General features: G+C 44.9%; 16 protein-coding genes. 6 read left to right on the top strand and 10 right to left on the bottom strand.

Features of this window, described 5'->3' with window-relative positions; translation table 11 throughout:
- The first annotated feature begins 180 nt into the window (after positions 1 to 180).
- On the top strand, positions 181 to 1,572 hold the full coding sequence (locus HWQ38_RS18555) for a malic enzyme-like NAD(P)-binding protein (RefSeq protein ID WP_292796206.1): 1,392 nt from the start codon (positions 181 to 183) through the stop codon (positions 1,570 to 1,572).
- A 26-nt stretch (positions 1,573 to 1,598) separates the two neighbouring features.
- Here the strand turns inward: HWQ38_RS18555 and HWQ38_RS18550 are convergent, their stop codons facing one another.
- Positions 1,599 to 2,243, bottom strand: coding sequence for a nucleotidyltransferase family protein (locus HWQ38_RS18550; protein WP_292796203.1), 645 nt, complete (start codon positions 2,241 to 2,243; stop codon positions 1,599 to 1,601).
- Between the two features lie 57 nt (positions 2,244 to 2,300).
- The gene (locus tag HWQ38_RS18545; protein WP_292796201.1) at positions 2,301 to 3,455 is read right to left on the bottom strand and encodes an XdhC family protein; all 1,155 of its coding nucleotides are present in this window, start codon (positions 3,453 to 3,455) and stop codon (positions 2,301 to 2,303) included.
- Between the two features lie 313 nt (positions 3,456 to 3,768).
- Between HWQ38_RS18545 and HWQ38_RS18540 the strand changes: the two genes are divergently transcribed.
- Positions 3,769 to 4,386: a flavin reductase family protein gene (locus HWQ38_RS18540; RefSeq protein WP_292796198.1), complete on the top strand. Its 618-nt coding sequence runs from the start codon at positions 3,769 to 3,771 to the stop codon at positions 4,384 to 4,386.
- 78 nt (positions 4,387 to 4,464) lie between these two features.
- On the opposite strand, the gene HWQ38_RS18535 is transcribed toward HWQ38_RS18540, so the two are convergent.
- From HWQ38_RS18535 to HWQ38_RS18525, 3 genes are all read right to left on the bottom strand, one after another.
- A complete protein-coding gene (locus HWQ38_RS18535; protein ID WP_292796195.1) occupies positions 4,465 to 6,036 on the bottom strand; it encodes an MFS transporter in 1,572 nt (523 codons plus the stop codon).
- A gap of 18 nt (positions 6,037 to 6,054) precedes the next feature.
- Positions 6,055 to 7,371 (bottom strand): Gfo/Idh/MocA family oxidoreductase, encoded by a 1,317-nt coding sequence (locus HWQ38_RS18530; protein WP_292796192.1) that lies wholly within the window; start codon positions 7,369 to 7,371, stop codon positions 6,055 to 6,057.
- Positions 7,372 to 7,908: 537 nt separating this feature from the next.
- Complete coding sequence (locus tag HWQ38_RS18525; RefSeq protein WP_292796189.1) at positions 7,909 to 8,640, bottom strand: DUF4142 domain-containing protein; 732 nt, start codon at positions 8,638 to 8,640, stop codon at positions 7,909 to 7,911.
- Between the two features lie 474 nt (positions 8,641 to 9,114).
- Between HWQ38_RS18525 and HWQ38_RS18520 the strand changes: the two genes are divergently transcribed.
- Positions 9,115 to 9,489, top strand: a complete 375-nt coding sequence (locus HWQ38_RS18520; RefSeq protein ID WP_292796209.1) for a hypothetical protein — start codon at positions 9,115 to 9,117, stop codon at positions 9,487 to 9,489.
- A gap of 147 nt (positions 9,490 to 9,636) precedes the next feature.
- On the opposite strand, the gene HWQ38_RS18515 is transcribed toward HWQ38_RS18520, so the two are convergent.
- The 4 genes from HWQ38_RS18515 to HWQ38_RS18500 form a co-directional block, all read right to left on the bottom strand.
- Positions 9,637 to 11,850 (bottom strand): xanthine dehydrogenase family protein molybdopterin-binding subunit, encoded by a 2,214-nt coding sequence (locus tag HWQ38_RS18515; protein WP_292796186.1) that lies wholly within the window; start codon positions 11,848 to 11,850, stop codon positions 9,637 to 9,639.
- Positions 11,847 to 12,830 (bottom strand): xanthine dehydrogenase family protein subunit M, encoded by a 984-nt coding sequence (locus HWQ38_RS18510; RefSeq protein ID WP_292796183.1) that lies wholly within the window; start codon positions 12,828 to 12,830, stop codon positions 11,847 to 11,849. Before HWQ38_RS18510 ends, HWQ38_RS18515 begins: the two co-directional genes overlap by 4 nt.
- The gene (locus HWQ38_RS18505; RefSeq protein WP_292796180.1) at positions 12,817 to 13,440 is read right to left on the bottom strand and encodes a 2Fe-2S iron-sulfur cluster-binding protein; all 624 of its coding nucleotides are present in this window, start codon (positions 13,438 to 13,440) and stop codon (positions 12,817 to 12,819) included. The genes HWQ38_RS18510 and HWQ38_RS18505 overlap by 14 nt, the downstream gene beginning before the upstream one ends.
- A 653-nt stretch (positions 13,441 to 14,093) precedes the next feature.
- Entirely contained in the window at positions 14,094 to 14,354 is a 261-nt protein-coding gene (locus HWQ38_RS18500; RefSeq protein WP_292796178.1) for a hypothetical protein, read from the bottom strand.
- 361 nt (positions 14,355 to 14,715) lie between these two features.
- On the opposite strand from HWQ38_RS18500, the gene HWQ38_RS18495 reads away from it, so the two are divergent.
- Entirely contained in the window at positions 14,716 to 16,662 is a 1,947-nt protein-coding gene (locus tag HWQ38_RS18495) for an amino acid transporter (RefSeq protein WP_292796175.1), read from the top strand.
- 51 nt (positions 16,663 to 16,713) lie between these two features.
- Positions 16,714 to 18,156: an NAD(P)/FAD-dependent oxidoreductase gene (locus HWQ38_RS18490; protein ID WP_292796173.1), complete on the top strand. Its 1,443-nt coding sequence runs from the start codon at positions 16,714 to 16,716 to the stop codon at positions 18,154 to 18,156.
- 362 nt (positions 18,157 to 18,518) lie between these two features.
- Here the strand turns inward: HWQ38_RS18490 and HWQ38_RS18485 are convergent, their stop codons facing one another.
- Entirely contained in the window at positions 18,519 to 19,298 is a 780-nt protein-coding gene (locus HWQ38_RS18485) for an SDR family oxidoreductase (protein WP_292796171.1), read from the bottom strand.
- A gap of 185 nt (positions 19,299 to 19,483) precedes the next feature.
- On the opposite strand from HWQ38_RS18485, the gene HWQ38_RS18480 reads away from it, so the two are divergent.
- The coding region (locus HWQ38_RS18480) for a transposase (RefSeq protein ID WP_292796168.1) at positions 19,484 to 20,180 on the top strand (697 nt) is incomplete at its 3' end.

Below are 20,180 nucleotides of genomic sequence, written 5' to 3'. Positions count from 1 at the left end.
GAGTCACTGAGAAGCCCCCGCCGTCCTCGAAGAGGCGGCGCGGGGAGTATGTCACTAAACTCACTACTGATGGTGATCACAAGAGTTTAGATTCATTGTGTTTCCACTGACTATAAATCTCAGATTTTAGTTTTCGTCTCAATTCAATATAAAATCTAATACTTAAAATCTCAAATCAACATGGCAAACCTGACTCCGAATTCTAGTTTTAGTTTGACGCTGCGCTTGCAGATTCCCAATCGCGTAGGGATGCTGGCATCGATAACCCAGGCGATCGCAACTAGTGGTGGTAATCTCGGTGAAATTGATTTAATTGACCAAACCCGCAAAGAGTCCACCCGCGATATTACCGTTGATGCTGCTAGTACCGAACACGCTGAAACCATTGTGCAAGCAGTCAAAGCATTGCCAGATGTGAAGTTACTCAGTGTCTACGATCGCACCTTTAATTTACATCGCGGCGGCAAAATTAGCATTGTCAGCCGAATTCCCCTGAAGAGTGTGTCTGATTTAGCAATGGCTTACACGCCCGGAGTCGGTCGAATTTGTACAGCGATCGCTCAAGATCCAGAGGAAGTTTACAAGTTAACCATCAAACAAAACACTGTTGCCATTGTTACCGATGGTAGTGCCGTTTTGGGATTGGGAAATCTCGGCCCAGCAGCCGCCCTACCAGTCATGGAAGGCAAAGCAATGCTGTTCAAGGAATTTGCGGGGCTGGATGCTTTTCCCATCTGTCTAGCCACCCAAGATACAGAAGAGATTATCCAAACAGTTAAGAATATCGCTCCGGTGTTTGGGGGCGTGAATTTAGAGGATATTGCTGCACCTCGCTGCTTTGAAATTGAAAAAAGATTGCGCCAAGAGTTAGATATTCCCATATTTCACGATGACCAGCACGGTACAGCAATTGTCACCTTGGCGGCGTTGTTTAACGCCTTGAAGCTGGTAAATAAGTCAATGGCCCAAATTCAGATCGTGATTAACGGTGCTGGGGCGGCGGGAGTGGCGATCGCTCGCTTACTGAAAAAAGCTGGCGCAGAAAAAATCTGGATGTGCGACTCTAAAGGGATTATCTCTACTAGTCGCACCGACTTGACAGCAGAAAAACTTGAATTTGCTGTGAAAGCTCAGGGAACGTTAGCGGGTGCAATGCCAGGAGCAGATGTGTTTATTGGTGTCAGCGCACCGGGAGTTTTGACACCAGAAATGGTACATTCGATGGCGAAAGACCCAATTGTGTTTGCAATGGCAAATCCGATTCCAGAGATTCAGCCAGAATTAATCAGTGAAGATGTGGCTGTGATCGCTACCGGTCGCAGTGACTACCCGAATCAAATCAATAACGTCCTCGCTTTTCCTGGGGTATTCCGTGGGGCTTTAGATTGTCGCGCACAGACAATTACCACCGGCATGTGTCTGGAAGCCGCAAGTGCGATCGCCTCCTTAGTCAAGCCTTCAGACTTGAATCGGGAACATATTATTCCTTCAGTCTTTGATGTGCGTGTCGCCACTACTGTTGCTGCTGCTGTGCAACGTGCAGCGCGTGAAGAAGGTATTGCTCAAAATTAAACAAGAGAATAATTCTTCTTTATTTACTATCCTCCAGAAGCCGCTTTGGTAATTAATAGCAATTGTTCGTAATCCTTTGGTGTATCAATATCGATATCCCCTAGTGAAAACGGCATGGAAAATACTTCATTGAGGTTATTATTAATAACTCTTTTTGCTCCTGAAGTTTCTTTCAACGCAGCCAGTTCTGAAAAAAATCTCTGACTAAATAGAGCGGGTACACCTAATGTACCCGCATATTCACAAGCAATAATCGGTTTTTTCGTCGAATAATATGCATCAACAAGTTGATTAATAATTTGATGAGAAACAAATGGCTGGTCGCAAAGTGTAATAACTACAGCTTCGATTTTTTCAGGAAGATTATTTAACAATTCAATACCGCTCTTGATTGAAGAACTCATTCCCCAAGCCCAATCCAAGTTATTAACTACTTTAACGGTAAGTTGCTTAATTTGAGGATGAATCTGTTCTGCATTTGCTCCAAGTACTACTACCACAGGTTGACAAACTGAAGCGATCGCCATTTCTGTAATCGATTGCAAAAAACTACGTCCTTGGTAAAGCAATAGTTGTTTAGGTGTACCCATACGAGTCGATGCACCAGCAGCAAGAATCATAATCGCTATGGTTGATTTTTGATTGTCTATTTCCTCAGTGTTAAATACCATAAAAACTAGGTGGTAAGCAGGGGCACAGCATTGCTGTGCCCCGACAACAGATGTGGTTTAAATACATGAAAACTGCTGTATGGTTTCATAAGATTGATGAATTGGTTGATGGCGATTTCTTAAAAAACTCCCACTGCGATTTGTTAGCACTGCTTGAATTTCTGCAATAATTGCGATCGCTATTCCTTCGGGTGTATCTGCGCCGATGTCAATCCCAATCGGCCCATGCAATCTTTTTAATTGTTCAGTAGTATAAACTATTCCTTGCAGGTGTAAATCTTCCAGGAATCTTTCAGTACGCAGCTTTGGGCCTAAAACCCCGATGTAGCGTACAGGAAATGGCAGCAACATTTTCAAAATTTCCAGGTCGTCAAGGTAATTATGCGTCATCACCACAGCAACTGTGTACTCATCTATAAATACCTGTTTATCTACAATTTCTCGCCGACTAAGAATCACATCACAAGAAGCAGGAAATCGTGCTTTAGTTGCCTCATTAGCTCGACAATCGACTACAGTAACGTCCCAACCTAATGCTTCAGCAAACTTTGCTACAGGTACAGCGTCATAACCTGCACCAAATATTACTAAAGGCGTGGGTGGTTGGATAACTTCAATGAAAACTTCCACACTGCCTAAAGGTAACTGATAGTTGCTTACGCTTGACTTTTGATTAGCCAAAGCTGCTTGAGTATCTGCAATCAGAGAGGGAATTAAATTTGGATCTTTGATGTCAGTGATAATTTTACCATTTGGATACAGCAGTAAGCGTGACCCAAGTTTAACGTTTACTGCGCCTTCAAAAGCAAAGACTGTAGCAATAATACCCAAATGTTTTTTATAAAAGCATTCTTGTGTAAAAGCGATCGCATTCGGTGTATTTTCTCTCTTAAGACGTTCGATCAGAACTTGCACTATCCCATTGCACCCCAAACCAAAGCCCCAAAGGATATCTTCAGAGGCGGTGTTATCGTAAGTAACAACAATTGGTTCGCCGTCTGACATTCGTTGTTGAGTATGCTCAAATACGTCGTTTTCCAAACAACCAGCGCTGATTGTGCCGATCATTCGACCTGTATTTGTCATCAACATTTTAGCACCCGGTCGGCGATAGGTTGAACCTTGAGTTTTGACTACAGTCGCAAGGAAAGTGATTTCACCACTATTTTGACTTGACTCAAAGCCTTCTAAAATTGCTTGTAATTCGTTCATTTGATTGCTTATTTTTCTGTTTCTAGGAGTTTGTTAGCTTGAGCAGACAGTCCCAGACTGTGCCATTGTGCATCGCTGCTAGTGTCAAACACTCCTTTGATTTGCCGCCCGTTAACAATTACAGTCTATGCATTCGACTGACAACGAACGCGGTGTTGTACTACTCAAGATAAGCGAAAATACCCCTGAAATCATGCCCCACAGGATAGTTGTCAACTTGAGCCATTTATCTATCATTAGAGTTAGCACGGAATACTGATTTTCCGTAACTGACAGTGAATACTCTCAACCACCCGCAAGATTACAGAATTTTATGTTATCTTTTGTGCCGCAGGAAATGAAAGACCCTGCTCCTTATCATCTTTTGACAAGCATCGTTGCTCCTCGCCCAATTGCATGGGTGTCTACAATTAGTGCCTCTGGAATTCCCAATCTCGCCCCGTATTCGTTTTTCAATGCAGTCGCAGGTTTTCCACCAACCATTATGTTCTCAGTTGCATACCATAGACGTGAGCCAAAAGAAAAAGACACATTACGCAATATTCATGAAGTTGATGAATTTGTGTGTCATGTGGTGGATGAAACACTATCTCATGCAATGGTTCAAACAGCAACGGAATTTCCCTATGGAGTTAACGAGTTTGAAAAAGCAAACTTAAAAGCTATTCCTGCTACAGATGTCAAGCCCCTGCGGATTGAAAGCTCACCTGTGGCAATGGAGTGTAAAGTCACACAAATAGTTCCAGTCCAAGGAAGCAATAATGTGATGGTATTGGGTCGAGTTTTACGATTTCATGTGCGTGAAGACCTATACCGCCAAGATTTGGGGTTAGTTGATACTGTAAGGATGCAGCCGATTACGCGCTTAGGAGGGCCAGTTGAGTATACAAAGATTGGGAAATTATTTGAGATGACAACTCCAAAGGTTTAGCTTCACTGTTGGACATTAGGCAACAAGAGTGCGATCGCATTTCATCAGAAGTCTTTTCTCAGTTCGTGCTTCTTGAGATTAGTGAGCATAAATCATGTGAGAAATAACCGGGGGTTCATTGCCTTGATGAAAGGCAAAAACCTTTTGACGAATCTCTCGATCTGTCACTGTAAACCGTTCATACTGACGTAAATGATCCACCCAAGACTCGACGATAAATGTCTCTAAGTAGCGATTCGGCTGAGATGTATCATGAAAGATGCCCCAGCGAATTGCACCATCTCGTAACCGCACCACTCGCAGGGCATTAATTGCCTCAATGAATTCCTCTGCTTGATCTGGGTCAATACAATATTCAAGTGTGACTAAAACCGGGCCTTGTTCTGGTTGCAATTCAATTACTACCAGAGGTTCCGCTCGTCCTAATGCTGGAGCTAAATCAAGTTTTCCTGACAGCAAGTGGTAACGCCGCGCTGTGAACGTTCCCCCCACTAAACCAATCGCAGCAACAAATAAGGCACTCGGCGTTCCCCAATGTTCTGCTGCTGCACCCCAAACAATACTGCCAATTGCTGAACCTCCTTGAAATACCATTTGATAGGTTCCCAGCGCCCGCGCCTGCACCCAAGCCGGAACAGCAAGCTGGACTGTGATATTCAAGCTGGATGTCATAGTTGTCCAGGCAATCCCAGCCGCCAGCAAAGCCAGCAACACCAAAGGTACATTGTGAATGAATGCCAGAATTAATGTAGCGATCGCAAACACAAGAGTTCCTGCAATCACAACTCCATCAATTGTGAGATGTTGCCGCACTCGTGGCATCAAAATCGCCCCGACAATCGCCCCCAATCCAAAGCTACCGAGTAGTAAACCATATCCACCTGCTCCCTGTCGCAAATCCTGCTGTGCCACCAAAGGCAGCAACGCCAACAAAGCACTCGTGCAACTGGTTAAAACAGCCGCTCGAATTAACACGGCTTGGAGAGCGGGAGAAAAGCGGACGTAGCGAATACCAGCCCGTATAGAACCTAATACTCGCTCTGCGGGTAGGGCGCTTTGGTAAAGCGGTTTGCGCTGCCAACGGTAAAGGATGAAAATCACCGCCAGAAAGGAGAGGGCATCAATTAAAAAGACGACTCCGGCATTTGCTGCTACCAAAATCAAGCCAGCGATCGCCGGCCCAACGGCTCGTGCAATGTTAAACCCAGCACTATTTAAAGCAATGGCTGCCATCAGTTCCGATCGCGGTACTAGTTCTGGTACAATTGCTTGCCAAGCTGGGCCATTCATTGCCGCTCCTAAGTTGAGCAAAAACGTCAGCGCTAGCAGTGACCACGGTGTAATCGTACCAGCAAAAATCAATCCACTCAATATGAGTGCAGCAACCAGCATCCAGACTTGCCAAAATAGCAGTAACCGACGGCGATCAAAAATATCTGCCGTTGCTCCGGCTGGTAGTCCTAACAGCAGCACCGGCAAAGTTGCGGCTGTTTGCATGAGTGCCACCAACAGGGGAGAGGTGGTGAGAGAAGTCATTAGCCAAGCTCCCGCCGTGTCCTCCATCCAACCCCCAATGTTGGAGACAATTGAGGCAATCCAGCGATCGCGAAACAAAGAGTTACGGAGCGGACTCCAAGCAGAGTTTGTCATGATGCGGTATGCAGCTATTTACTTCAGCGTTCTGGGAGCGGGGCCACGAGTGACATCCAATCCTGACATCCGAGGTAGAGCGATCGTTTTACCTGTTTGTGCGGCTTCGTAAATCAACGCGAGCAGTTTTTGGTCTTGCAAACCTTCTTCACCAGGGGTATGGGGTTGCTTATTTTGAATCACACAATCTGCCATGTGATCAATTTCTAAAGCGAACTGGTTCTTCTCACCCATCCGCACTTCACTAGTGTTTTCTGCCATCTTGTTGGTGGGCGATTTGCGTGAAATCATCATCCGCAAACCATTGTAAGAGAACGCCGGATCGAGTTGCGCCCAAGCATCAGAGCCGAAGACGCGAAACCGCCGCCCTTCGTGAAAACCGTAGCTGGTGGAACAAATCGCTAGTATCCCACTGGGAAAGCGCAGCTGGAAGGTAGCACTTTCTTCTACTTCTTTGAAGCGCGGATCGCCAGGAGTGCTGAAGATTTGGGCGCTAATTGCGATCGGTTCCTCTCCTGTCAAATAGCGAGTTGCATTTAAGCAGTAAATTCCGACATCCGGTAAACAGCCACCTCCAGCTAACGCGCGTTTCAATCGCCACTGGTTTAAATCACCGCCTTGGTTTTGGCCGTTGTCTGCCTGAATCACCTTGATCGCTCCCAATTCTTTGCTGCGGATGATCTCAATCATGGCGCGATGGTGCGGCTCATATTGGCAGCGATAAGCAATCATCAGCTTCCGATTGGCGCTTTTGCATGCGTCGATCATCTGTTGACAATCTTCCACTGTGGTTGCCATTGGCTTCTCACACAAAATATGTTTACCAGCTTTCGCACCACGCACCGTATATTCCCGGTGCATACTATTGGGCAATACAATATATATTACATCAACGTCGGGATTGTTGCGGAGATTGTCGTAATTCTGATAGTTATAAACGTTCTGCGGTTTGATGCCATATTGCTGTGCAACTTGATTGGCTTTGGCAGCATCGCCACTAACTAATGCAGTTGGCTTGGCTAGTTTAGATTCTGCAAATGCTGGCATGATTTCTTCTAATGCCAATCTGCCCAGTCCCACGATCGCAAACCCCAAACGTCGCTCTGGGGGTAATGCAGTTGGTGGCCCCCCTGTTTCAACTTCCGTTGATGCCGAGATCGGCGGAAACTCAATCTGAGGCGGTAAGGCGCCTCCGCGTGGGGTGGCTTGTTGAGTTGGCTCTTGGGCAGCAACCTCTTCGCCCATACTACCAATTGCTGCGGCTGAAATTGCTCCTAATCCAGCAGTAGTCAAAATCTGACGACGAGAAAATTCTCCTTTAAACAATTTAGACATCGTGGTTCCTTAAAATTTTCCTTTAAACAATTCAGACATCGTGGTTCGTTAATGGACTTCCAAATAAAAAAATACTCAACAATTTCTTGTGGGGTGGGCGTCTCCCCCGCCTTGGGCTACGGTATACACACAAGTCGTAAAAACCTAGCTTTATGAGGCTTGACTCGTTCCCAGTCGGAGACTGGGAATGCATTCATTGAGGCTCTGACTCAATTTTGACTGGAGGCAGAGCCTCTAATCAGCCATTCCCATGCTCTGCATGGGAACGAGAAATGGTCAACGAAGAGGCAGGGGGCAGTTCTTGCAGGGGGGGAATGACCCCTGCAAGAACTGCCGTGTAATGAAGGGGGGAACAGGGATCTGAGTCCCCCACTTCTACTAAGTGGCTCTCGTTCAGGTGGGGTCGAATCCCTTTCTGTTCTTTCTCCCCTGCTCCCTGCTCCCTGCTCCCTTGCCTCTTGGTCAATATAGTTATTGGAGATCCCCCTTAGTCCCCCTTTTTAAGGGGGGATTGAGTTTTAACCCAAGCGTATTGCCTTACGGGGTAGTGGTTGGAGTTGGGGTACTAGTTGGAGTTGGGGTGCTAGTTGGAGTTGGAGTATTAGTTGGAGTTGGAGTGCTAGTTCTAATTGGAGTTGGGGTGCTGGTTCGAGTTCCAGGATTAACAATAGAACTAGCCTCTCGCAAGTGTTCTTTGAGGGTTGGTAGGGCTTGAGCCGCAAATGCTTTCACATCGGTATCTTGTCCTTGTTGAGCTTCCTTCTCAAATGCAGAGACATCCTTTTGATGATCTTTAAGCATCTGATTCATATATTCGCGATCAAATTTAGCACCAGAAAGTTGGGATAAGCGTTGCTTCACTTGCTGATTTTGAGTGCCGATAGTAGTTGGCAGCGTCACACCTTTTTGAGTCGCCAACTGTTTGAGTTGATTATTCACTGGGGTATGGTCTTGAACCATGTGCTGTCCAAACTCTTTTACCACCCTACTAACTGCACGTTTTGATGCCAGTTGTCCTAGTTGAACTTCTGCTAAACCACCTTGGGCGGCTTCCTTGATAAACTGTTTGTCTGAAGAACTGAGGGTATTTTGCCTTGATGCAGTTGGTGATACTGTTGCGGATGGACTCTCAGTTGCTTGTACAGGTAGAGTTGTCGCAGGTGGAGCTTCAGATGTATTCTGGTCTTTGGGAGTAGTTGGTGTGCAACCACTCGCCAGAGATAAAGCGATCGCTACTATACCAGTAGAAAGTATTTTGAAGTTGGACATAATTAATGCTCTCCTTAAGTAAAGCTATATTTTGCAACGTCGAATAAAAAACAAGCGCGATCGCACAGTTGAGTTTGACCACTAATGCTGAAGATGCCAAGTTAAAATTACAAATTACAAACCAAACTAGAGGAATGAGCCGTATAGTACCACGATAATCTAGTACAAAGACTCTAACTAAGGTGTGTTTTAAAACTTACTTCGTAAGATGCCTTGACAATGCAAGCCGATGCATTGGCAATGCAAGCCGATGCATTGGCAATGCAAGCCGATGCATTGGCAATGCAAGCCGATGCATTGGCAATGCAAGCCGATGCATTGGCAATGCAAGCCGATGCATTGGCAATGCAAGCCGATGCATTCACAATGCTTACCTTTTGTTTAAACTTGCCCAATTTAAAACTTTCTCTTACTGATAGATTTTTAGTGACAATGGGTACATTAAATGTATACACTATATTGGTAGATACATTTATGACTATCCAAGATACAAACCGCCGTTTGCGCCCTCAAACCATTAGTCAAGATATTAGCTCATTGCATGGTTTGCAAACCGTCAGCAACTATAACACGACTCGTGCTGATGCTTCAGCTGCAAAGTTACAGGAAGTTTATCAGGTGATGTTGATTTCTCAACAAACTGAAACCGAGAAACTAACTTTATACCGTGCTGCTGCTGATGGTGCCCGATTAGCAGAATGGGAATATCATAATAGTGTATTAGCGATGAAAGAAGTTGTGCGCGGGCAATATGGTTCAGATAGCGATCAAGCTCAGGCTGTGGGACTGAAGAAAAAATCAGATCGCAAGCGTCCTTCTCGGAAAAAGCTAGTTGCGATCGCTAGTTAAAATAATTCCTAATATCATGTCCGCCAAATTATCCATAATAAAAGAACCCCACCCCCAACCCCTCCCCGCCGGCGGGGAGGGGAGTTAAAGCGTAGCTTTGACGGGGTGGGGTTCTTTCTTATTTTTGATTTATGCAAGAGGTCTGATCTACAGCAGCTTGTCTAATGTAATTGGCAAATCACGGACGCGCTTACCTGTGGCATGATAAACTGCGTTAGCGATCGCCGCCGCAGTTCCAGTAATCCCAATTTCGCCAATTCCTTTGACACCAAGCGGGTTGATATATGGATCGTGTTCATCAACAAAGAACACCTCAATCGGGGGAACGTCTGCATTCACTGGTACGTGATATTCAGCTAAATCGGCATTGACAACACGCCCCCGATGAGGGTCTGTTACTGTGTGTTCCATTAACGCCATGCCAATACCATAGACAATCCCCCCAATCAGCTGACTGTTGGCTGTTTTAGCATTGAGTATGCGTCCCACACCAAAAGTTCCCACCCAGCGCGTTACTCGCACTTCGCCGGAATCCGGGTTAACGCGGACTTCGGCAAATTGCGATCCAAATGCGTGCATTGAAAACTTCTTTTTTTCCTCTCCAGGCTTGGCATCTGCACGCGCTTCGATCATTTTCATTCCATGCCGTGCCAAGATTGCCTGATAAGTTTCGCTTGCGGACGATTTATTTTTTAAGAAAAAGCTGCCATCTTCGGCAATCACATCTTCAGCCTTTGAACTATAAAGCGGCGATTTTTGATCGGCAAGTGCTAGTTGCAAAAGCTGACTCCGAGCTTGATTTCCGGCTAAATGCACCGCCGAACTCACACTAGCGGCAGTTTGCGAACCACCGGAAACGGGGGTTTTTGGCATCTTAGTATCACCTAGTTCAAAGCGGACTTTGTTAACTGGGAGACCGAGTGCCTCAGCCGCGACTTGAGTCATTACAGTATAAGTTCCTGTGCCAATATCTTGCGAACCGCTCTGCACAACGGCTGTACCGTCTGCCATAATCTGAGCGATCGCCGATGCTGGAGAACGGTTGGTAGGATAAGTAGCTGTCGCCATACCCCAACCGAGCAAATAATTGCCATCACGCATCGAACGGGGCTGAGGATTGCGCTTTTGCCAGCCAAACTTTTCTGCGCCTAATCTGTAACACTCTTTAAGTGACTTGCTCGACCAAGGTATTCCTTTACTGGGATCGACATCAGCATAGTTACGCAGACGCAGTTCCACCGGATCGATATTCAGCGCATAAGCGAGTTCGTCCATTGCCGATTCTAAGGCGAAAGACCCTGAAGCTTCGCCTGGCGCCCGCATAAAGGTTGGTGTTCCTTGATCAAGTTGAACCAGATGGTGGCTAGTTTCGATATTTGGACAAGCGTAGAGCATCCGGGCGCTTTTACCAACAGGTTCAATAAATTCATCGAAAGTTGAAGTCTGCGATGTGCCGGCGTGTCGCAGAGCGGTTAATTTGCCGTCGCGGGTTGCACCTAAAGAAACCTGTTGAATTGTCTCTGGTCGGAAGCCCACAGGCCCATACATCTGTATGCGTCCCAAAACTAATTTCACTGGGCGATTAACCTGCCGGGCTGCGATCGCAGCTATTGGCACATGCGACCAAGCCGATCCTTTGCAGCCAAAGCCACCGCCCACAAAGTAAGACATAATGCGGACTTTCTTTGGCTCAATTCCTAATACCCCGGCAACTTTTTCTTGAGTGGAAAAGATTCCCTGAGTTGCGTCATACAGCAGCAGTTCATCGCCTTGCCAAACTGCTGTTGTGGCATGAGGCTCCATTGGATTGTGATTTTCGATTGGTGTAGTATAGGTTTGCTCGACGCGGACAGCAGCCGCCGCTAGTCCCTGGTTGACATTGCCGTGAGCTAAATCGGGCGGCTCTTCTCCAGGCATTTTACCTTTAGGTAAGTATGCCTTAGCGAGGTTGTCCCGCATATTAATCGTCGGTTTCTCTTCGTCATAGCGAACTTGCACCAGTGAGGCTGCGTACATAGCTCGTTCAAAGGTATCGGCAACCACGACACCAATATGCTGACCGCTATACAGCACAATGTTATCTTGCAGGACTTGCACCTTGTGACCGCCGCCCTTTTCGCCCGATGCCTTGGGTGCATTCAGGTGGGTAATTACTGCTAATACACCCGGTACTTGTTCCGCCGCCTTTGTATCAATTTGGGCAATCTTCCCTTTGGCGATCGTGCTTTGAATTGTCACTCCATAGGTAAGCTTGGCAACCGGAAATTCAGCTGAATAGCGGGCGCCACCAGTTACCTTCAGGTGTCCATCAACTCGATTTAGCGGTTTGCCGACAACTGTATTTTTATCCCCTGTATTCATGCCATCCCTCCCACGGTTGCCAGCGCCTTCACAATTGTGCGTTTAGTCAGTTCCACCTTAAAGCCGTTGTATTTTTGAGGTTTAGCTCCGGCGATCGCCGCGATCGCTGCTGCTTGAAATGTTGCCTGATTTGCGGGCTGGTTCAAAAGGGCTTTTTCCGCTTCGTAGGCACGCCAGGGTTTTGTTCCCACCCCACCAAGAGCAATACGTGCGGAGCGAATGATCCCATTTTGAATATCTAATGCTGCCGCAACCGATGTCATGGCAAAAGCATAGGAGGCGCGATCGCGGACTTTTAAATAATGCGATCGCTTCGCAAAGGTTGAACCCGGTAAATCAACGCCAACAATTAACTCTCCGTGTTCTAAAACTGTCTCTCTTTCGGGTGTATCGCCCGGTAGGAGATGAAAATCTGCAAGCGGAATACTCCGCTCTCCTTTGGGTCCGCGTGTTTGCACAACTGCATCAAGTGCGATCATTGCCACCGCCATATCGGAAGGATGGGTGGCTATACAGCGATCGCTACCGCCGAAAATTGCGTGAATGCGGTTATAGCCCTCGATTGCCGGACAACCTGAACCGGGAACGCGCTTATTACAGGGGAAGGCTGGATCACGGAAGTAGTAACAACGGGTGCGTTGCAGCAAATTTCCGCCGACTGTCGCCATGTTTCGCAGTTGCGGTGATGCCCCAGATAGCAAAGCCTCCGATAGCACCGGATAACGCTCTTGAATTAGGGCATTATATGCAACGTCGCTATTACGTGCCATTGCTCCAATCCGCACACCGTTACCCTGCATTTCTATCTTGGTTAGCGGTAGGGGGTTGATATCTACCAACTCTTTTGGCGTCTGTACATTCAGCTTCATCAAATCAATTAAGCTTGTACCCCCTGCCAAGTAAGCCGCTTCCACCTCTGGAGTTACCAACGCTACGGCATTATCCACTTGTCCGATTTTCTGATAGCTAAACGGCTGCATCTTTTTTCCCCTCTAAGACATCGCGGACAGCAGCCACGATATTTGGATAAGCACCACAACGGCAGATATTCCCGCTCATCAGTTCCCGAATGTCAGCATCGGATTTAGCGTGTCCCTCGTTCACCAAACCCACCGCCGAACAAATCTGTCCGGGTGTGCAGTAGCCGCACTGAAACGCATCGTGTGCCAGAAACGCGGCTTGCATCGGGTGTAAATTGTTTCCTTGCTCCAGCCCTTCAATAGTTGCGATCGCGGCGTCGGTGTGCATAATCGCAAATGTCAAGCAGGAATTAATCCGATGTCCATCAACCAGCACCGTGCAAGCACCGCATTGACCGTGATCGCAACCTTTTTTAGTCCCAATTAGCCCAATATATTCCCGAAGTGCATCAAGTAAAGTCACACGCGGTTCAATCTGCAAACTATGTGCTGTTCCGTTCACTTGCAGCGTCACTTTCATCGTTTCCGGTGTCGAAGTTCCCAACATTGGAGTAGTTTTTTTTACTTGAGTTTGTCCTACAGCTTTTCCTACAAAATTACTAATCGTAGCCGCTACTGTGGTGACGATCATCAATTGACCCAATTTGCGACGTCTGACGACAAACTTCATCTATTTACTCCATTCTGTTTTTGTTGGTAATAATATTGAGTAATTCTCTTAACTTAAATTGAGATAAAATCACTTTTTCTAACAAGCATTTTCCTTAAAATGACATTGTTAACAGAATACAATTTCAGCTTGTTATCGTCTCTCTATCAGAAGATTTATGCCATAAGTATCATCTCTAATTATCAAAGCAGAATAAAAAGTCTGTATTGACGTTTACTCTTCTGTTTATCTTTAATAAATTGCAATCTGGCATTTTCCTTGTTGAACCATTGATATTGAACGTTTAGTAGTAAAACTTACGCAAAACTACATGCGCGGGCAATTCATCTAGACGAAGACTGACCACAGGGTACATTGGTGTCAACTTCAGCCAAAACTCCTTTAAAACCTCGTTTCTAGCCTCTGACTAGAAATGCTCCTCATTGCGCCTCTGCCGCAAGTCTTGAGGCGGCAGCCCTCACTATGCGTTGGTAGGGGCACAGAAAAAGCTCATAGGTGTCAACTTAACGTAAAAGCCATGTCCCGCAAGGAACTGAAGTTCCTTGGCTTTTAGCGAAAGTCATCTCAAGATGACTAAATAATCTGAAAAATCTTTAGTCTACTTTAGTAGACTTTAGCTAAAAGCCAAAGAACTTTAGTTCCAGGCGGGCGTGTCAGCCAACAGATAAGTTTAAAAGGGCGGTTAGAAACCGCACGCCAGTTGCTTCTCCCCCTGGGAGACGCTGCGCGAACAAGTCGGCAAAGCCGGACGCCAGTCGCCTCAAGTCGGGAAACCCGCCCACAGCGCTGGCTCCCCAACGCACTGGCTTGTCTACACGAGGCTTAACCCACCTCCGTGGGTTAAGAAACCTTGATTTGACCCTTAGTCCGCGCAGGCGGACTTCGTTTGTGTAGCCGCGAATTCTATTCGCCAAGGCTTAAGTTGACACTAATGAGCATTGCTGTGCCCCTAGGAGAAATCTATATGTATCAGGGTTTGTGTGAAATGGTATCAGCTATTGTTTGCCTAAGTCCTGATACCATTTCTTTGTGAGGCTGTACCAAACCTTTTTAACTTCTTCCAATACGCTTGGTGTTAGACCTAAAAACCTTAGACTGCGTAGGTTGGGTTTAAAACTTGGTTTACTCAGCAAAGTTATTCTGGTGGACGACTAGGGGCAGCTACATATTTTGTAAATTGGACAGGATGCTTAACATACAATAATAGTGCTATACCTTTGTAGTTGAAAATTTTAATAAACCACAAAGCCAACTTTTGCAACACAACCCTATTTGATGGCTAAATCAAATTTTTCCACAAAACAGCTCGGCAGCCGGTTAATCCAGTGGTTGCTTGAAGAAGACGGACGCAATAAGGAAGGGCCTTACCGCAAGGAACAACCACATCGCCAACATTCTTGGTGGGAGGTGATGTGCTTGACTGGTGTAGATTATTTCTCAACTCTTGGCTATCAACCTGGGATTGCAGCACTGGCGGCTGGCGCTCTTTCGCCTTTGGCTACCCTGATTCTGGTTTTGCTGACACTCTTTGGCGCATTGCCAATTTATCGGCGCGTTGCTGCCGAAAGCTCTCAAGGGGAAGGGTCGATCGCAATGTTAGAGCGTTTGCTCCCCTGGTGGCAAGGTAAATTACTTGTGCTGTGCTTACTTGGCTTTGTGGCAACCGACTTTATTATTACTATTACTTTGTCAGCTGCTGATGCTACAGCCCATATCATCGAAAATCCCCTGGTTCCAATGTGGGTTCACGGTCAGACGCTCGCGATCACCCTAGAATTAGTCGCATTACTAGGCGCAGTTTTCTTGAGAGGTTTCCGAGAAGCGATTGGGATTGCAGTAGTTTTCGTGGGAGTTTATCTGCTGTTAAACTTCATTGTCGTTAGCGTCGGTCTGTATCAGATTTTAACTCACCCGGCAGCGATCGCTAACTGGGAGACTGCACTTTTTGCACGCGATTCCAACCCTTTGATGCTAGTCGGCATATCTCTTTTGATATTCCCCAAGCTAGCGCTGGGATTGTCAGGCTTTGAGACTGGTGTAACCGTTATGCCCCTGGTCAAAGGTAGCAGCAGTGACACTCAAGAGCATCCCAAAGGGCGGATTCGGAATACACGTAAGCTGCTCACCAGTGCTGCTGTGATTATGAGCTTCTTTTTGCTCACCACCAGCTTTATAACTACTCTACTGATTCCAGCCGCAGAATTTGCATCTAGAGGCAAAGCTAACGGACGAGCCCTTGCTTATTTAGCACATCTGTATCTAGGCAATGGCTTTGGCACAATTTACGATTTAAGTACTATTTTCATTTTGTGGTTTGCAGGTGCATCTGCAATGGCAGGGCTACTGAATATCGTACCCCGCTACCTACCACGCTATGGCATGGCACCCAATTGGGCACGAACAACACGACCTTTAGTTTTAGTCTATACAGCGATCGCTTTTGTTGTCACAATTATCTTTCGGGCAAATGTGGAAGCTCAAGGTGGGGCTTACGCAACTGGTGTGCTTGTGTTGATCACCTCAGCCGCTTTTGCCGTAACCTTATCAGCCCACCGTCGTCGAGAGAAGCGGGCAAAATTCATTTTTGGCATTATCACACTGTTATTTTTATATACCACTGTTGTTAATATCATCGAAAGACCAGAAGGCATTAAAATCGCTGGGTTCTTCATCGGTGCGATCATTTTTACCTCGCTGGTTTCTCGTGTTTGGCGTTCAACAGAATTGCGAACAGAACGGATCGAAGTTGACGAACTTGCTGGCCAATTCATAGCAGAAGAGAGCCAGGGAGCAATACGGCTAATTGCCAATCGATTGAATAAGGGCGATGTCCTAGAGTATTTTTTAAAAGAGAAAGAGGTACGCGAGGATAACCATATTCCAGCCAACGATCCAATTCTATTTCTAGAGATTCATGTATCAGATGCTTCGGAGTTTGCGGATGTGATTAAAGTAAAAGCGGTGCAAGTTGGTGATTATCGCATTCTCCGGGCTGAAAGTGCAGCAGTACCTAATGCGATCGCAGCTTTACTGCTCTATATTCGTGATCAAACAGGTAAGATTCCCCATGTCTACTTCGGCTGGGTTGAAGGCAACCCCATACAATACTTACTGCGTTTTATCTTGTTTGGGGAGGGTGATATTGCTGTAGTCACTCGTGAAGTACTCCGTCGAGCTGAAAAGAATCCCCACAGGCGTCCTGGCGTTCATGTTGGGGGTTAATTAAGCATCACGGATTAATAATAACCACAAAACTTTTTTCCTAGAGGTCTAATGAATAATTCCTACAAGAAAAATGTTGTCATTATCGGAGGAGGTCCGGCGGGGTTAGCCACAGCTTTAATGTTAGCGAAAAGAGGCTGGAAAGATATTACAATTATTGAAAAAAGACCATCAGCAGATTATTACGAACCAGATAAATCTTTTAGTTATCAAATTGATGGTCGAGGGCAAAAATTAACTGATTTGTTAGAACTAACTCCCAAATTAGCTGATTTGAGTGTTCCTAGTACTGAATTTTATTGGACTCTCATTCAAAAAGACGGTACACGCAAAACAACAAAACTACCCATCGCTGATTCTAAACGCAAGACTGCCTACTGGCTGCCAAGAGCATCTTTTGTGGAGTTACTTTACCAAGAAATTCATCAACATTGGCAAGATTCGATTCAGGTCTTATTTAATACTGATTGTGTAGAAATTAAACAACATATAGAGCATTTAGAAGTTATTACCCAATCTCAATATCAAGAAAAATTGAGCTTTATTCCTACTCTGCTTGTAGGTTGTGATGGCTTCACCTCTATTGTGCGTCAAACTCTTCATCAAATGGAAGGTCAATCACATTCCTTTGAAATGCAAAAATTCCCTTCTGCTAGTTCCGGTTTAAAATACAAAGTTCTCACTTTACCTCCTCAATTTCCGTTATCAGAGTCAGAAGAAGATTTAGCAGAAACTACAATGGCTTACAGCATTAGGTCTACTTTTAAAGGGCGTAAAAAAGCAATTTCTCTGGGGTTATTACCCTTTAAAAATCCTGATAAACCAAGAACGGCGAATATTATTACCTACCCAGATCATCAAATCTGGCAATTAGAAACCCAAGAAGAAGTTAAACAATTCCTCACACAAGCATTTCCTCAGCTTCCCCTAGAAAAAATTATTTCTCCTGAAGAAATAGCCAGATTTGCATCTAGTGACGGCGGTAAATTTCCTATTCCTCAATATTGTTCAGGGTTGTATCAAATTTGGGGAAAACCTGAAGAGAACCAAGGAACAGCAGTAATTTTATTGGGAGATGCGGCTCATTGTTTTCCTCCCGACATTGGACAAGGCGTTAATTCTGCCTTAGAAGATATCTATGAAATCCATGAAATTTTGGCAGCAACTCAAGATAATCTCTCTCAAGCACTTCCTCGCTATGAAAGCTTACGCCAACCAGATATTAAAGCCTTAATTCGCTTAGTCCAAATTAGTTATCCTTGGCAATATAATCAAGATCCTCTACAGAAGCAATTATGGAGTCTTAACTTCTTTGGGCGCTTACTTTTGAATCGTTTATTCCCTTTTCTATTTAATCCCCATTCCATATTACTAATTCAGAATCATCAACTATCTTACTCAGAAATTCTCGCTAAAAGTAACAAAACTACTCAAGTTTTAGCTATTTTAGGAGGATTGGCAATATTGACTTTAATAGTGAGTCTTATGACTTAGAAATATTTTTCTGCAATGGGGGTAAGACCTTGAATAGGCCAGGGCTATTTTGTTCTAGACAGAAAACGCCCAGAACTGAAGTTCAGGGCTAATACCGTTAAAACGGACTATAACCTTTTCTTAGTCGTCTTTAGACGACTTTCGCTATTAGACTCAGAATTCATTCTGAGGCGGACTAGATGAGAATGAAATAGCCCTGATTCTCAGGCGGGACTAGATGACAATGAAATAGCCCTGTTAAGTAGGCTTTTCTAGAAAGGGTAAGTTTAACCCAAGAATCCCACAGCTTTTGTTGAAAAAGAATGTAGTCAAATTTTCAACAGCCCTGAGAGTGTTAAAAAATTAATTTTCTTAGTGATGGCTTACTTTTCTGTTCGTCGGTTAACTAGGGTAGCGCTAGCTTGGTCAACAGGCATCAGCACAACTTCATTAATATTGACATGGGGCGATCGCGTTACACAGAAAAATATCACATCAGCCACATCATCTGCTGTCAGGGGTGTAACTCCTTGGTAGACTTTGTTAGCGCGTTCACTATCTCCGTGAAAGCGCACCTCGCTAAATTCCGTTTCTACCATACCAGGGTCAACGGAAGTTACACGTACCCGCGTTCCCAACAAGTCTTGTTTTAAACCTTCAGAAATTGCCCTGACAGCAGCTTTAGTCGCACAGTAGACATTGCCACCGGGATAGGTTTGATGTCCGGCAATGGAACCTAAATTTACCACATGACCGCGATCGCGACTCACCATTCCCGGAACGACATAACGCGAAAGGTAAAGTAAACCCTTAACGTTAGTATCAATCATGTCTTCCCAGTCTTGAAAACTGCCTTCGTGCAACTTGTTTAAACCACGACTTAGACCAGCATTATTAATCAGAATGTCGATGTCAGCCCAGGCGGGGGGTAGAGTCGAAATAGCAGATTCAACAGCGCTGCGATCGCGCACATCTAGCTCCAATAAATGAAATTCAGTACTAAAATCTTTACTGAGAGTATCTGCTAGCTGCTGCAAACGTTCTAACCGTCGTGCCGCCAAGATTAGTTTTGCACCCGCACCAGCGAAGATTCTCGCACAAGCAGTACCAATACCACTACTTGCACCAGTGATCAAAATGATTTGATTTTTTAACGAGATCATTGTAAGTCAAAAGTCCAGTGTTAATTTCAGGACTTACGCAACTGGCACAATGCGATCGCTAACAAATAGTACTCTAGTACTATAAAAATGCACATGAAATGAACTAGAGTACAAATGTAAACTGTTCCTTTTCACACCAAACTTTTGGGCTGCTGCTCAGGCTACTGTAAGGAATACTTTTGAATATGAAGTTTACTAAATTAGATTATTGCCAGTATCTACTTAGTAGCCAAATTAATTATACCATTACCAATTTGGCAGAGCATTTAGAGAGTATTAGCCATGATACAATTAACTATTATTTGAAAAGAGAAAAGTTAACACCTCGTTTACTATGGGATAATGTGAAAGAGGTAGTTGAGCCTGATGACAATGGTTACATAATATTTGATGATAGCGTTTTAGATAAAAGGTATTCTGAAGAAATAGAAATAGCCAGAAGACAATATAGTGGTAATGAGCATGGTGTCCTTAAAGGCATTGGTGTAGTTAGCTGCGTGTATGTCAACCCTACACTTCAAAGATTTTGGGTCATAGATTATCGAATTTTTAATCCTGATGTCGATGGCAAAACCAAGATAGACCATGTGAAAGACATGCTCAAAAGCCTTGTGTATCATAAGCTTTTACCATTTGATACTGTTTTGATGGATACATGGTATGCGGTACACAGTTTAATGCTATATATTGATAGCTTAGACAAAATTTATTATTGCCCTTTAAAAGATAATCGGTTAGTTGATGATACATTTGGTCAAGCAAAATCTAAACGTATTGAATTATTAGAATGGAGTCAAGAAGAATTAGATTGTGGTAAGATAATCAAAATTAAAGGGTTCCCCGCTAATAAAAAAGTGAACCTATTCCGGGTTACTGTTTCTA

Source organism: Nostoc sp. NMS7, assembly GCF_017115085.1.
Lineage (GTDB): Bacteria > Cyanobacteriota > Cyanobacteriia > Cyanobacteriales > Nostocaceae > Nostoc.
This window is presented reverse-complemented; position numbering and strand designations above follow the sequence as displayed.